This is a genomic window from Tepidibacillus sp. LV47, assembly GCF_048381575.1.
Taxonomy (GTDB): domain Bacteria; phylum Bacillota; class Bacilli; order Tepidibacillales; family Tepidibacillaceae; genus Tepidibacillus.
This window is the reverse complement of record NZ_JBLWIF010000002.1, coordinates 231,234-244,453: the sequence shown is the minus strand read 5'-3', so window position 1 is coordinate 244,453 and position 13,220 is coordinate 231,234. Positions and strand designations below refer to the sequence as shown.

At 36.5% G+C, this 13,220-nt stretch carries 15 protein-coding genes and 1 pseudogene; all 16 read right to left on the bottom strand.

Going from position 1 to position 13,220, the window contains the following annotated elements:
* Positions 1-21: 21 nt before the first annotated feature.
* Positions 22-1,644 carry a flagellar hook-associated protein 2 gene (locus tag ACMW72_RS04355; RefSeq protein WP_418367611.1) on the bottom strand — a complete coding sequence of 541 codons (1,623 nt, stop codon included), beginning with the start codon at positions 1,642-1,644 and terminating at the stop codon, positions 22-24.
* Positions 1,645-1,659: 15 nt separating this feature from the next.
* A complete protein-coding gene (gene flaG / locus ACMW72_RS04350) occupies positions 1,660-2,016 on the bottom strand; it encodes a flagellar protein FlaG (RefSeq protein ID WP_418367610.1) in 357 nt (118 codons plus the stop codon).
* A gap of 55 nt (positions 2,017-2,071) precedes the next feature.
* Positions 2,072-2,222, bottom strand: a pseudogene (locus tag ACMW72_RS04345) (glycosyltransferase); the annotation flags it as partial.
* Positions 2,223-2,326: 104 nt separating this feature from the next.
* Positions 2,327-3,469: a flagellin gene (locus ACMW72_RS04340; RefSeq protein WP_418367609.1), complete on the bottom strand. Its 1,143-nt coding sequence runs from the start codon at positions 3,467-3,469 to the stop codon at positions 2,327-2,329.
* 187 nt (positions 3,470-3,656) lie between these two features.
* Positions 3,657-3,896: a carbon storage regulator CsrA gene (gene csrA / locus ACMW72_RS04335; RefSeq protein ID WP_418367608.1), complete on the bottom strand. Its 240-nt coding sequence runs from the start codon at positions 3,894-3,896 to the stop codon at positions 3,657-3,659.
* The gene (fliW, locus tag ACMW72_RS04330) at positions 3,897-4,346 is read right to left on the bottom strand and encodes a flagellar assembly protein FliW (RefSeq protein WP_418367607.1); all 450 of its coding nucleotides are present in this window, start codon (positions 4,344-4,346) and stop codon (positions 3,897-3,899) included. It lies immediately after the preceding gene.
* A gap of 233 nt (positions 4,347-4,579) precedes the next feature.
* The gene (locus ACMW72_RS04325) at positions 4,580-5,149 is read right to left on the bottom strand and encodes a DUF6470 family protein (protein ID WP_418367606.1); all 570 of its coding nucleotides are present in this window, start codon (positions 5,147-5,149) and stop codon (positions 4,580-4,582) included.
* 222 nt (positions 5,150-5,371) lie between these two features.
* Positions 5,372-6,178, bottom strand: a complete 807-nt coding sequence (locus ACMW72_RS04320; RefSeq protein ID WP_418367605.1) for an aminotransferase class IV — start codon at positions 6,176-6,178, stop codon at positions 5,372-5,374.
* A 22-nt stretch (positions 6,179-6,200) separates the two neighbouring features.
* Entirely contained in the window at positions 6,201-7,592 is a 1,392-nt protein-coding gene (gene pabB, locus ACMW72_RS04315; protein WP_418367604.1) for an aminodeoxychorismate synthase component I, read from the bottom strand.
* Positions 7,573-8,169 carry an anthranilate synthase component II gene (locus ACMW72_RS04310; RefSeq protein ID WP_418367603.1) on the bottom strand — a complete coding sequence of 199 codons (597 nt, stop codon included), beginning with the start codon at positions 8,167-8,169 and terminating at the stop codon, positions 7,573-7,575. Before ACMW72_RS04310 ends, pabB begins: the two co-directional genes overlap by 20 nt.
* A 164-nt stretch (positions 8,170-8,333) precedes the next feature.
* Positions 8,334-9,236 (bottom strand): flagellar hook-associated protein FlgL, encoded by a 903-nt coding sequence (flgL, locus tag ACMW72_RS04305; protein ID WP_418367602.1) that lies wholly within the window; start codon positions 9,234-9,236, stop codon positions 8,334-8,336.
* Positions 9,237-9,258: 22 nt separating this feature from the next.
* On the bottom strand, positions 9,259-10,908 hold the full coding sequence (gene flgK, locus ACMW72_RS04300; protein ID WP_418367601.1) for a flagellar hook-associated protein FlgK: 1,650 nt from the start codon (positions 10,906-10,908) through the stop codon (positions 9,259-9,261).
* Between the two features lie 22 nt (positions 10,909-10,930).
* On the bottom strand, positions 10,931-11,437 hold the full coding sequence (locus ACMW72_RS04295) for a flagellar protein FlgN (protein WP_418367600.1): 507 nt from the start codon (positions 11,435-11,437) through the stop codon (positions 10,931-10,933).
* 23 nt (positions 11,438-11,460) lie between these two features.
* Positions 11,461-11,718, bottom strand: coding sequence for a flagellar biosynthesis anti-sigma factor FlgM (flgM, locus tag ACMW72_RS04290; protein WP_418367599.1), 258 nt, complete (start codon positions 11,716-11,718; stop codon positions 11,461-11,463).
* A 107-nt stretch (positions 11,719-11,825) separates the two neighbouring features.
* Positions 11,826-12,236: a TIGR03826 family flagellar region protein gene (locus tag ACMW72_RS04285; RefSeq protein WP_418367598.1), complete on the bottom strand. Its 411-nt coding sequence runs from the start codon at positions 12,234-12,236 to the stop codon at positions 11,826-11,828.
* A 92-nt stretch (positions 12,237-12,328) separates the two neighbouring features.
* The gene (locus ACMW72_RS04280; RefSeq protein ID WP_418367597.1) at positions 12,329-13,114 is read right to left on the bottom strand and encodes a ComF family protein; all 786 of its coding nucleotides are present in this window, start codon (positions 13,112-13,114) and stop codon (positions 12,329-12,331) included.
* Between the last annotated feature and the right edge of the window lie 106 nt (positions 13,115-13,220).

Below are 13,220 nucleotides of genomic sequence, written 5' to 3'. Positions count from 1 at the left end.
TTCAAAGGTACTCCCCTTTCCTTATTGTCCGAGTCCAAATTGTTGCATCAGATACATACTTTGTTGGTTCGATTGGTTGATCGCTTGTTCCATTGCAGTGAATTGACGCCAATATCGATCTTCAATCTGTTTTAATCTTTGTTCAAAATCGGTGATATCTGAATTCACCTGGTCCAAAAGCCGTCCTAATGTATATTGATTGTTGGTATAATAACTTTTCCCTGCTTTTACCTCGATATTTTTTATCGTTTGGCCAATTACTTCTTCAAGACGTGTCACGATACCGCTTTGCTTAAAGTTTAGACTGCCATCTGCATTTTTCACTTCTTTATTAAAAAGTTCATAAATGGCCATCGGATTTTGCGAAATTGCTTCTTTTAACTTTGCTTCATCAATCACTAACTTTCCTTTATCCAGATAGTTGGAAGATGTGGTAATGCCAATGTTTGCAAGTTGATTAATCGTAGTATCCGCTTTTTTTGCAGAATCATAAAACGTAGAGGTCAAACCATCGACCGAATCATAGATTTGAAGACGCATTTGATTTAAGCCACTAGAAAGAATATTGTCGTTATACAATAACCCGCTCTTCGCCTTTTCTTCCCATAGTTCGATCTCTTTATCCTTCATTTCTTTCTTCTGGGCTTCAGTTAACGGCGGATAATCCCGGTAACGCTTTTCCGAGATCTTGGAGTTGATCTTATCAATCGTTTCATTGTATTTATCAACAAATTTTTTTATCGAGTCAAAAATGGCATCCGTATCTGTTGTGGAAGTAAGAGTTACAGAATTAGCCGTTATATTTTTTAAGGTATATTCATAGCCATTGATTTGAAAAATATTAGAGGTTCTTTCCATAGACATACCATTAAATGTAAACTTGGCGTTTTGCCCAACTTGACCTATAGAATTATTAGCTGCTGTATCGCTATCTGCCGATAAACGTAGTACGCTTGTCATAAAATTATAGCCATTAGTATCGGTATCCATTATTTTTATTTCAGGTTGGTTTGCTGCATCACCTGTATGTTTAGCCGAAAGAACCACTTTCCCACTATTCGTATCATAAAAGGCATTCACATCTAAGCTTTTATTGATTTCATTTATCACTTGGTTTAAACTCATCTTGCTCGGATCAACCGTGATTGATTTATCCACAACGGAACCATCGGCCTGAATCGCCTGGATATGAATATTAAATGACGTGGTTGGTAAATCAGCCCCATTAACCAGATTATCCTTTTGATTAACTAATAAGTCATCTGGATTAAAGTTTTGATTACTTCTTATATCTCCAGCACTCCACATAGAAGCAGCTTTTGCTAATTGGGTCACACTAATCTGTGTATTGATGTCTGTCGTCCCACTTATATTTTTAGCGGTTACGGCACTCTCATTGGAACTAGAAATCACTTTCTTTAAAAACGTACTTTGTCTTCCAATTCCATCCGTTTGGGTGACGCTAAGAAATGTTTTAAAATCATATAACAAGGTATTCATTTCCCGATATGCATCACGTTGCCATTCGAGAATCTGTTTCTTTTGTGTTAATTTATCTAACGGGATTCGTTCCACTTTCATTAACTTCTCAACTATACTATCGATATCCATCCCTGATGCTAAACCACCAATTCGCAAGCTCATTTTTATCACCACCTATTAAATTCGATGATCTATAATTAAACCGATCTGTTCCATAATATTAGCATACATATCTAAGAATTTCTTTGGCGGTATTTCTTTAATCACTTCTTTTGTATTCTCATCAATAATTTGAACATAATATTCTTGTAATTTGTCATGCAATTGGAATCGAATCGATGTTTGGGCGGTTTTTAAAAATTGGTTGACACTTTCAATCTGTTTGGCAAGCTTTTCTTTTGTAACGGTGATATTTTGATTTTTTTCTTCTCCTTGATTTTCCTGTATTTGCTTGATTGGAGTAACTTTATTATCTTGTATACGATCCATTGCATTTACCATTTGACGTGTTGTTAAAACACCTTCAATCCCCATTTACACACTTCACCTCCCATAATAACCTTTGTTATCATTATCGGAAATTTTATTTAAATTGTTTAGTGATACCCAATAAAATTTCCGTTGAACCAGTATCTACAATATATAATCTCGTCTACTACATCTTTTACAGAATCTAAACAACGCTTTAATACTTTTTCTTCGTCTTTTACTATCATACATAAAGAAATAAATGGTTTCATTATAACACCTCGTTATATTCTAAAGATTAAAAAAAATATCGTGTCAATAAAAAGACTGACACGATATTTTTTAAACCAACCCTCTAAAAAAGGGTGTTATTTATTTATCGTAATAATTGAAGTACTCCCTGAGGTAGCTGGTTAGCTTGCGCTAACATAGCTTGTGCTGCTTGTTGTAAGATGTTATTCTTGGTGAACTCCATCATTTCTTTGGCCATGTCCACGTCACGGATGCGGGATTCGGCAGCGGTCAGATTTTCGGATGCAGTGCCAAGGTTATTTATGGTGTGTTCCAGGCGGTTTTGAACGGCACCCAGCTTGGAGCGCTCAGCCGACACTCTGTCCAATGCCGTTTGAATTTTGGTAATCGCACTGCTGGCATCGTTTGACGTCATAATGCTTATGCCTTCGCCCTTTTCAAGAACATTGATCGAGATGGAACCTGCGTTAGTCGCCACCGCAGTAGTCGTATCTGTATCTTTGATATCAATCGTCAAATCAACCTGAGTTGTACCGTCCACCAAGTAATTTGCATTTGTAATGCTCAACGTAACAGAAGTACCAGCATCTGCCAAAGTGGCCGACGCAACAGTGTTACCGGCTTCATCTTTTAGAGTTACCGTACCATTAGCTGCAACCTCAGCCGTATAGGCGCCACCCTTCAGATTGTCAAGATTGGTCGGGGTAATGGTTGTTGCATTGGTGCCCGTAATATCATATGTCATCACCGCACTCGCGGCTACCACGCTAAGGGCTTCGGCGCGCATGTCGCCAATTTCAAGAGACAAGTTTTGCCCTTCGTTTGCACCTATATGAAATATGCTAGTCAAGTTTCCATCCAACAACTTCATGGTGTTAAATTCGGTGTTGTTGCCGATGCGGGTGATTTCCTCAGCCAGCTGGTTGGCTTCTTTTTGCAGTTCAAAACGGTCCTTATTCGTATTCGTGTCGTTTGCCGCTTGCACCGCCAGTTCGCGCATGCGCTGCAGGATGCTGTGGACCTCGTTGAGGGCACCTTCAGCAGTCTGAATAAGGGATATGCCATCCTGCGCATTCTTTGAAGCCATTTCGAGACCGCGAATCTGGGCGCGCATTTTTTCGGAGATGGCCAGACCAGCAGCGTCGTCACCAGCGCGGTTGATCCGTAGACCAGATGAAAGCTTTTCCAGCGACTTTTGTGTATTCACATTATTGTTACTCAACTGACGATACGTGTTTAATGCAGCAATGTTGTGATTAATTCTCATTTTATTTTCCTCCTTGAATTTTGTTTTTCCACATCCTTGTGGTTGGATGAGAATTCATGCGGCCGCTTATGAATTCCCAATCTACTTTATATATCGATCAAAAAGAGAATTGCTTTTTTATTTAAATTTTGCGATTAAAAGTAAATAGAGCGAATCTTCCCATTCCATCTCCCTTTTTCTCATTCATTCATCTATTTTTCTCGTTATTTTGGAAGATTTCTTTTAATGTATGAATAGAAATGGTTGGTTTTGCTGCCTTCTTATTCTCTTCTTGAATCATTAAATAGATTTCTTTACGATGAATCTCAATATGTTTGGGTGCATTAATGCCCAGTTTGATCTGATCACCGTCTATGTCAACAACCGTGATCTCTATATCATGACCTAACATAATCGATTCGCCTTTTTTCCGGGTTAGAACCAACATCTATTTAACCCCCTCTATTAATTTTTGCGAAAATAAAGGGGTTTTGATTTCATAAAGCGTATCATGTAAAATAACTTGTTTTCCTTTTCTATTTTTCACATTGATAATCACAGGTGCTTTTAAATTGATGGTTGTTTTTTTAAAGTCTTCTGGAATCGAGAGAATTCCCCATACTGTGATATCCTCAACATTATTTATTTCTAATTCTTCTTTACTCTGTTCATCTAAGTCAAACTCATAATTTGGATAAAAGATAAAAGGATTGACAATCACAAAAGCCAATTCTGATGTTTGAACCGATTGCAAGAAAGCATAGGGCTGATCAACATCAGGTTGAATAAGTAGAAACAGTTGCTCCTTCTCAAATCCAGGGATTCCGTTTTCAAAATGGATTATATCTTCTTCGTTATACTCCACCCGACCAAAACGAGTCGTTTCAATTTTTGCCATTCTAATTTCCCCTTCTATTAGATTTTTTCAATTATCTTCACATCCTGAAACTTTTCTCAATGTTGGTTTGTATATTCATAAGCAGCGACTTTTGGGAGTGTATTTCTTACCTTAATTTTTCATTAAATAGAAATACACGGACAACGGAGCGCGTTGAATATACAAATCAGTGCATCAACAAATACATCAAAAAAATGCTATAGAATCTACTATAGCATTTCTCGATTCATTCCTTAAATCCTTTGTTCTATTTTTGGTAGAAAGATTTGTAGTGAATTTCTTTGTTTAAGATAGACTTCCACGTTTCCGGGAATATAATGCATCTCTGGTTTATTGGGTTGAACCTCCAATTCCACTCCGCCTTTGATCCATTGGATATTCAATATGGGTGGTTTCACATCAATATCCACATTATCATAAGAAGGAGTATCAAAATAATCCAATTCAGGTAAAGAAACGGATAGATCTGTTGCCATTTCTGCAAACGGGTCTTCTTGTAGTTGGATCGCTGCAAATCGATCCCCTTTTTCGGCCATTAGTGCTAGATTGTTTAAAAACACTTGTTGCAAACGTTCATAAATACGATTAGGAAAATCAGGAAATGGAACGAAACCTAATGCTCCCCATGCTTTCCTTTGATTAATCTCAATTTTGGGATAAGAATGTTCAATTTCCAATTTGATCGGTTCTTGATGCATTTTGATGATTGCTTGCGGTTGTCTGATTTCTAACTTGGCTGGAGTGCTATCCATACCGATTTTTGCATAAGTTTGGCGAATTTGGATTTGAGGGATAGAAGGCATATGTCATTCCCCTTTATTATCTAGAGCGTATTGCGATTTACCCCACTATTGGAGAATTTATGAAGTGACAAAACATAAAAGCCCAAAGAGGGGGAGTCACTTTGTATATTCTCTATGAAACTCTGTTTTCCTTCAAAGAATGGTTAAAAATTGAGTCAAAAAAGTGTTTGCGAGCAAAGTCTATTATTTAGTCCTGTTGAAACAGTGTTGTACTTAATGCCATCAATTGCTTGCCTCTTTGTTTATTTCGTTTAATAATATTGGTGTGATTACAAACGTACTTCTATTTAATTTTCTGTTTTCAATTTGAGATATTGGCATAATCCCTAATAATGAACTAGTCAAAAAAGCTTCATCACATGTTTCTAGGAAATTATTTGGAATCGTATCAATGATTACATTAAATCCTAGTTTTTTTGCAATATTTATTGTTTTATTACGAGTCACGCCTTCTAGTAAACCACAAGAAGTTCTTGGAGTATATATGTTGCCATTACAAACTAAAAAAATATTACTTCTTGTTCCCTCAGTAATAGCTCCAATCTCGTTAAGAAAAATAACTTCATCAAAACCTTTACCTTGAGCTTTTTCTAATTCTAATTTATTCAGAAGATAATTTGTTGTCTTATGGTAAAGTAATGGATTAGAACTATGTCTTATAACACTTGACCGACTGATCTTAAAACCTCTCTCATAATCTTCTTTTTGATATGGAAAATGATTCGCAGAAATAATAATATCAGCTGGTTCGTTTTTAGTGGATTGAATAACCGCAATACGTAAAGCAACTTTCTTCTCATCAATATGCTTGATAAAATATTCTACTTGTGAGATTAATTCTTGTTTTGAACTTTTAACATGAAGGTTAAAAAACTTAAGAGATAGAAATAAGCGATCAATATGAGAATTTAAATCAATTGCCTTTTTATGATAAACGGTTAATGTTTCAAAAATACCTGTTCCTAAAATAACATTACTTGAAAAAAGGGAACTATTATTATTCATCATTTGACCATTATATAGAATCATACCTTTCCCCCTTTTTCATCTTCTACGATTTTAAAATCTCAAAGAACACCTTTCCCTTAGCAAGGGTCTCATTATATTCCTTCTCTGGATCAGAATCCCATACAATACCTCCACCGACTTGAAAATGTGCAGTCCCATCTTTCATTACAATTGTTCGGATCGCTATATTTAGATCGGTATTTCCTCTAAAATCGATATATCCAATCGATCCTGTATAAACATTTCTTTTTGTAGGCTCTAACTCATCAATAATCTCCATAGCTCGAATTTTTGGTGCTCCAGTAATCGATCCTCCCGGAAACATTGCTTGAATTAAATCAACGACATCGTATGCATCATCTAAAACAGCTCTAATCGTTGAAACCAGATGGAAAACTGTAGCATATGCTTCAACTTTAAATAAATCTACGACTTGAACAGAACCTACTTTAGCAACTTTACCAAGATCATTTCGTTCTAAATCTACGATCATCAAAAGTTCTGCCTTATCTTTTGCGCTATTTTCTAATATTACTTTGTTTTTAGCATCTTCTGCTGGCGTTAATCCTCTTGGAATCGTTCCTTTTATTGGTCTAGTTTCTATAATTCTATCTTTTAGCTTGATAAATCTCTCAGGTGAACTAGAAAGAATGTAGCTGTCCCCTATATCAAGATAAGCTGCAAATGGTGCAGGATTTTTTTCCCTTAATTGAAGATAAAGCTGGACAGGATCTTCTTTAAATGTTGCAGAAAAGCGTTGTGTAAAGTTAGCTTGGTATATATCTCCATTCTTAATATACTCTTTAATTTTTAATATACTTTCAAAATATTCTTGTTTACTCATGTTCCCTTTAAATGCGCTGTGATCTTTTTTTATATGGTAATGAGGTGGAATTTGACGAGTATGTAAGCCCACAGATAAAGCACTTATTTTTTTTATTTTTTCTTCCCACCATAAAATCCGATCATTTTCATTTTGCCTAATACCACTATCAACAATAAATACCTTGTCATTGAAATGATCAAATATTACTCCACCATCATAAAGTCCAAAAAACATATCTGGTATTTGAATATCATCTATTGCATTAGATGGTAGCTTCTCAATAAAATGAACAAGATCATAAGCAAGGTATCCAACTGCCCCTCCAATAAATGGTAGTTCTGTATTATTTTTAACTTTATATTTAGTAAGAATATTTTTTAATATTTTAAAAGGATTTTCTATTATTCTTTCATGGCCGGTTGGAAGATAGAGAGCAGTTTGATTTCCTATGGTTTTTAGATAGCCAAAAGGATTAGCTACAATGATAGAATAACGGCCCAATTCTGCAAAATTATGATTACTATCAAGAAACATAGGATATTTTTCATTTGATATGGCTAAAAATAAGTCCACACTTTTAATAGAAGTCCTACACGTTTTGATAATCATTCTTTTTCACCTTCACATTACGTAAGAAATTTTTAAGCATGTCTATACCATGTTCAGTTAGAATGGCCTCAGGATGAAATTGAATCCCTTCGACTAACTTATATTTATGTCGTATACCCATTATTTCTCCTTCAGCAGTAGTAGAAGTGATGACTAGGTCTTCAGGTAATGTTTTTTTATCTACAATTAATGAGTGATATCGTGTAACATTCAGAGGATTTTTGAGACCTCTAAATACACCTTTACCATCATGTGTAATCGGATGAACTTTGCCATGTACTGGAGCTAAAGCGTGAACAATCTTTGCACCAAATGCCTGAGCGATAATTTGATGGCCTAAGCAAATTCCCAAAATAGGAAATTCATCGGATAATTGTTCTACTACCGAAACTGAAATCCCTGCTTCCTTGGGCGTACATGGCCCCGGTGAAATCACAATCAAGTCTGGATTCATCATTCTAATTTGATCAATGGTTATTGCATCATTGCGTTTAACTTCTACTGACTCCCCAAGCATTTTTAAGTACTGAACTAAATTAAAGGTAAATGAATCATAATTATCAATCATTAATATCATCCAGCTCCACTCCTTGAGATTAAAAAATAACTAACTAATTAATTATATTTCCAATCTATGATGACAACAAGAAATAAGAAAAACCGGGCATAGCCCGGTCTTTTTAAAGTGCTTTATCTCTTTATTGGAAAATTTTTGAAATGATAAAGCTTATTTTGCAAAACTTACCTTAAGAAATCAATTAATGTTGGACGAATAATTCTGGCACCTGTTGATAAAGAAGCTTGATAAATATTTTCTTCCATTTTTAAATTAATCATCACTTCAGCTAAGTCAGCATCCTCTGCTTTTGACAAAAGAGTTTGGATGTTGATGTTCTCATTATCTAAGCGATTTTTCATCATTTCTACTCGGTTCGCTCGTGCTCCTACTTCAGCCCATTTGGACATGACATTATCTAACACGTTATCAAGTTTACCTAGAACCGTATTGACATCCGATTGATTATGATTCATTAACGCACTTCTTAACTCTTCTAATACTTGGAAAGCATTAGGATTCGTAGCATCATTTGCCCCAAACAACTCTTTCCCAGATATATTCACTGGAATGGTAATTCCAGTCCCAATCTCAAATAAAATTTTCCCCGTATCGGGATCCGCTGTCCCTAATAGCTTAGCCGTATCCATATCATAAGGCGGTTGATCCGTTTTTTGTCCATTAAACACGTATTTGCCGTTAAATTGGCTATTCCCTATATTCACCAGTTGTTCATATAATTGTTCTACTTCCATCGCTAATGCTTCCATTGATTCATCAGAGTTCGTGCCATTTGCCCCTTGCACCGCAAGTTCTCTTGCTTTTTGCAGAACATCATTCGTTTCGCTAATCAATTTATCTGTATATTCTAACCAGGAAATAGCAGAATCCACATTCCTCTGATATTGCTCATTAGCAACAAGCTCACTACGATAGCGTAAAGCAAAACTCAAGCCAACAGGATCATCGGAAGGTTTATTAATCCGTTTTCCCGTTGCCATTTGGTTTTGCAATACTTCTAGTCTAGATAAATTCATATTAAGATTACGTAACAACTGATTATTTAACATCCCTTGTGTGACTCGCATTTCTCTCACCTGCTTTCTAATGTTATCTGCCGACGATACCCATTCCGTTAATCACCTTATCTAACATTTCATCAATTGCTGTGATCATCCGCGCTGAAGCATTATAGGCATGTTGGTATTTAATTAAATCAGCCATCTCTTCATCTAAAGAAACCCCACTTACAGCTTGTCGACGATGGTCAACTTGTTCAACCAATACTTTTTGACTTTCATATTGGCGAACAGCTTCCTGGGATCTAACACCCAAATTACCAACCATTGAGCGGAAGTATTCATCAGAGCTCCCGATTCCCGCGATCTTAGTATAGCGCATATCTGCGATCCATAAAGCAACTTGGTTATTCCCTTTTAATACGACCCCATTCTCTAAACGATTCGACGTCACAATTTTGGTCACATCATTGAGGATCTCTGTGTTGACTTGAATATTGCTTGCAGACATTGGCTTCGTATTATCCTTTTTTGTAAAGAATTCTATTCCCGGATTGCTATTCAAGTCATAACCCATTTGATGGAGACCATTGATACCAGGGACTTTAACCGCAACATCCTTTGTAACGGTCTGTGTAGAAGAATCATAATTTGTTGCATCTAAGCCGAGACGATTAGCCATGTTTTGGGGTAATTGGGTACCACTTGCTAATGTCAGATCTATTTCTCCCGAAACTAACCCATTCACTAAGTTATCCAACTGCGTTTGAATCTTTTCTACTTCTTCGATCGATTGCAAATATCCATGTACTTCTCCGCTACTAAAAACATCTTTCAATGTTTGCGTATTTGGTGTAAGATCAGTAATCGTCTTTGTCTCTGGATCATACAAAAATCCTTTCAATGCGGATGGATTTGAAGAATCCATGTATACCTGGTTTGCATGATTCGCTTTTACCAATTGTGTTCCATTTGACAATGTAATCGTATACCCGCTATTATCCTTTTCATCCTTCACGGTGATATCGATTAATTTAGACAATTGATCGGTTAAGAGATCACGCTGATCACGTAAATCATTAGCATGATCACCTTGGGCCTCTACTTGATAAATTTGCTCATTTAATTTGGCAATCTGCGTGAGAAGGGTATTCACTTCACCAATATTCTCGATCTGTAGTTCTCCATTTGCATCGATTGACCCTGAACCTAATTTTACTTTCAAACTTTCTACGAGATCAGATTTTAAATCTTCTAGCTTCTGAGCCACATCGTTAAACGCATCGGTCATTGCAACAGCTCTTTCAATAACAACCGATCTAGCAGTGAGATTATCCGGTTGCCCTGCTAAATCTTGCCATGCATTCCAAAAATGATCGATGACGGTACGAATTCCATAATCGGAAGGTTCATTAATAATTGCTTCTAATTTTTCAAAGGTGCTTTGACGGACTTCCCAATCACCAAAGTTTTGGTTTTGATTGCGAAATTGTCCGTCCAGATAAGAGTCTCTTAATCGACGAATGTTGGAATAATCGACACCTGTTCCCAATTGTCCAGGTGAAGTACTTCTTGTCCAAGCAAGAGCCTCCATTGGCTTTGAAGCGACAAAATCGACTACTTGTCTTGTATATCCTTTTGTATTCGCATTTGCAATATTATGTCCAGTCGTCTGAATAGCTGTTTGTGCAGCAAATAACCCACGTTTCGCTGTTTCTAAACTATGAAATGTGGAACGCATTTCTTCCACTCCTTCCCTTTGTTCATGCTTTTTGATCAAAAAAACCTCGACGAGATCCAACCGTTTGTGGCTTTACTGAGATCGGATTTCCATAAGTATAAGAATTCTTGGGTTCTCCCATCACCGTTTCAATTGAATTAGAAATGTAATCGAGTGATTGCTGAATTAACAAGGAATTCAAATCATTTAACTTCTGAATCTCTTGAATGACTTCAGTAAGTTTTAAACGTATTTGTTGAAGCTGTTCTTTTTCCTGGGGCGAAGTCATCATTTTGACTAGATCATTCATGGTTACTTCTTGCAAAACAATTCCTTTTTCTTTTAATAGTTGTTCAACAGCAGCGATTCTCTCATCTTCCAACTTGCCAACCCGTTTCACCCATTGAGATTCCACATTCATGATTCTAGATAATTCTTCTATATTTCCTTCAATCAGAATTTGCTTCTTATTTTTCGCAATTTCAAGCATTTCTGTATGCGCTTGATAAAGATCTCTCATTACATTCATCAATAATTGAAAATTAGACATTTCTCTTCCCCCTGATCCCCGATTTACTTCAACCAATCAAGAATCTTATCGGCCACTTTCTTGGGATCAATGGTATAAGTTCCCTTTTGAATCTGTTCTTTGATCTGATTGATTTTTTCGCGGCGAGTCAGATCCTTAGACTTCTCTAGGAGTTCTTTTGCTTCTTCTGAAATGGAAACCTGATCTTTCTTTTCTTCGCTTTTCTTTATATCTTCTTTTTTCTGGTTCATTTTTTGGTATTGATTGATCCCCTGGATTCGATTAATATCATTGATCCTCACTGATACCACTCCTTTACAATAAAAAAGCCGACACATAAGGTTTACCTTATATATCGACAAATGAAAGAAAAATATTTAGTGGTTTTCTCTATTTTTCATTTTCTCATTTAATCTTTCCCTAAAAAGTCTCGGCGAAATCCTATCCCTTTACTTTGTTCTTCCTTCATGGTTTGCATTTCAATGGCTTGCTTGATTCCCTTCTCTAATCGACTTCGACAACTTGGACATAGTTTCCCTTCACGAATCGGTTCTCCACATGACTCACACGGGTAAGTCATATTTGGCAATTCTGCAATGGAAATTCTACCTTCTTTGATGAATTTGGTAATCTGTTTCACGCTAACTTTTGTTGCTTCACTTAACTCGTAAAGATTCACAAGCCGATGTTCACGGATATATTCTGCACATCGTTGATACTCTTCTTCGATCTCTCGATCACAAGCAGGGCAAACATCCTTAGTCCCCTTAACAAAAACCTTTCCACACCGTGGGCAGTTTTGCAGATTTCCTATTCCCATCAACGGTTCCTCCTCAAACTCTTCTTAAATAAAAGTGTAGCGAAAAAGTGAAGATTTGTCATGAGATCATTTTACGTTAAATGGTAAGTAGTTTATGCCCTGGCTAGGGTAAGAGTATAAACCTTGCTTGCACCGGAATGGGCTAACACTTTAGCACATTCATTCAGGGTTGCACCAGTTGTATAGATATCATCAATCATGAGAATCGTTTTCCCTTGGATTTGTCCGATGATTTGTTCTTTCACTTGAAACGCATTTTCTATTTCAGAAAAGCGTTCCCATTTCCCACTTTTACTCTGTTTATGGGTTTCTTTCACTCGTTCTAAACTATTCACCACCGGAATCCCGATCATCCTGCTTAGGCCCATCGCAAGTTGTTCCGCTTGGTTAAAACTTCGCTCTTGTAAACGGTTGGGATGTAAGGGGACATATGTGATCACATCAATCGAAACATTTTGATAGTATTGGTCATACGCCAGCTTAAGTAAGCGACTAAACACGATGGATAGGCTTTCTTTTCCTCGATACTTATATAGAGCAATGGAATCCTTCATAAATTCGTTATACAGTACTGCACTCCGATTCATAACAATCGTATGGTTAGATTGATATTGACAATCAAGACAGAGGTAAGGATCAGAGGATTGGTTTATTTTTGTCGATGCCACATGATCCAGTGGTTTATGACAATGGTGACAATAGGGGAAAGGAGGAATTTCCATTTGTTCTTTGCAAGTCATACAGATGTCTTTCATTTGTGACAAATGATGGGATACATCTGTAGTATGTCTGGCGATGGGCTTTTCACATAACAAGCACTTTTGCTCTGGAAAGAGCAAATCATGAAAAAAGGACCGAAGCAAAACCTTTAATTCCATACCCTCTCCCCCATTACATCTCACACAACATTTTGCAAACTATGCTAAAAAAGCTTAACAACCAATAAAAGAACCATGACCCAAATAAGGAAAATCACGATCATTC

Coding starts and splice junctions, on each gene's coding strand:
- csrA (WP_418367608.1), bottom strand. CDS start 3,896: ATGTTGGTTCTAACCCGGAAAAAAGGCGAATCGATTATGTTAGGTCAT.
- flgL (WP_418367602.1), bottom strand. CDS start 9,236: ATGCGAGTCACACAAGGGATGTTAAATAATCAGTTGTTACGTAATCTT.
- flgK (WP_418367601.1), bottom strand. CDS start 10,908: ATGCGTTCCACATTTCATAGTTTAGAAACAGCGAAACGTGGGTTATTT.
- ACMW72_RS04340 (WP_418367609.1), bottom strand. CDS start 3,469: ATGAGAATTAATCACAACATTGCTGCATTAAACACGTATCGTCAGTTG.
- ACMW72_RS04285 (WP_418367598.1), bottom strand. CDS start 12,236: ATGGGAATAGGAAATCTGCAAAACTGCCCACGGTGTGGAAAGGTTTTT.
- ACMW72_RS04310 (WP_418367603.1), bottom strand. CDS start 8,169: ATGATATTAATGATTGATAATTATGATTCATTTACCTTTAATTTAGTT.
- ACMW72_RS04280 (WP_418367597.1), bottom strand. CDS start 13,114: ATGGAATTAAAGGTTTTGCTTCGGTCCTTTTTTCATGATTTGCTCTTT.
- ACMW72_RS04355 (WP_418367611.1), bottom strand. CDS start 1,644: ATGAGCTTGCGAATTGGTGGTTTAGCATCAGGGATGGATATCGATAGT.
- fliW (WP_418367607.1), bottom strand. CDS start 4,346: ATGGCAAAAATTGAAACGACTCGTTTTGGTCGGGTGGAGTATAACGAA.
- flaG (WP_418367610.1), bottom strand. CDS start 2,016: ATGGGGATTGAAGGTGTTTTAACAACACGTCAAATGGTAAATGCAATG.
- ACMW72_RS04320 (WP_418367605.1), bottom strand. CDS start 6,178: ATGATTCTATATAATGGTCAAATGATGAATAATAATAGTTCCCTTTTT.
- ACMW72_RS04325 (WP_418367606.1), bottom strand. CDS start 5,149: ATGCCTTCTATCCCTCAAATCCAAATTCGCCAAACTTATGCAAAAATC.
- pabB (WP_418367604.1), bottom strand. CDS start 7,592: ATGATTATCAAAACGTGTAGGACTTCTATTAAAAGTGTGGACTTATTT.
- ACMW72_RS04295 (WP_418367600.1), bottom strand. CDS start 11,437: ATGTCTAATTTTCAATTATTGATGAATGTAATGAGAGATCTTTATCAA.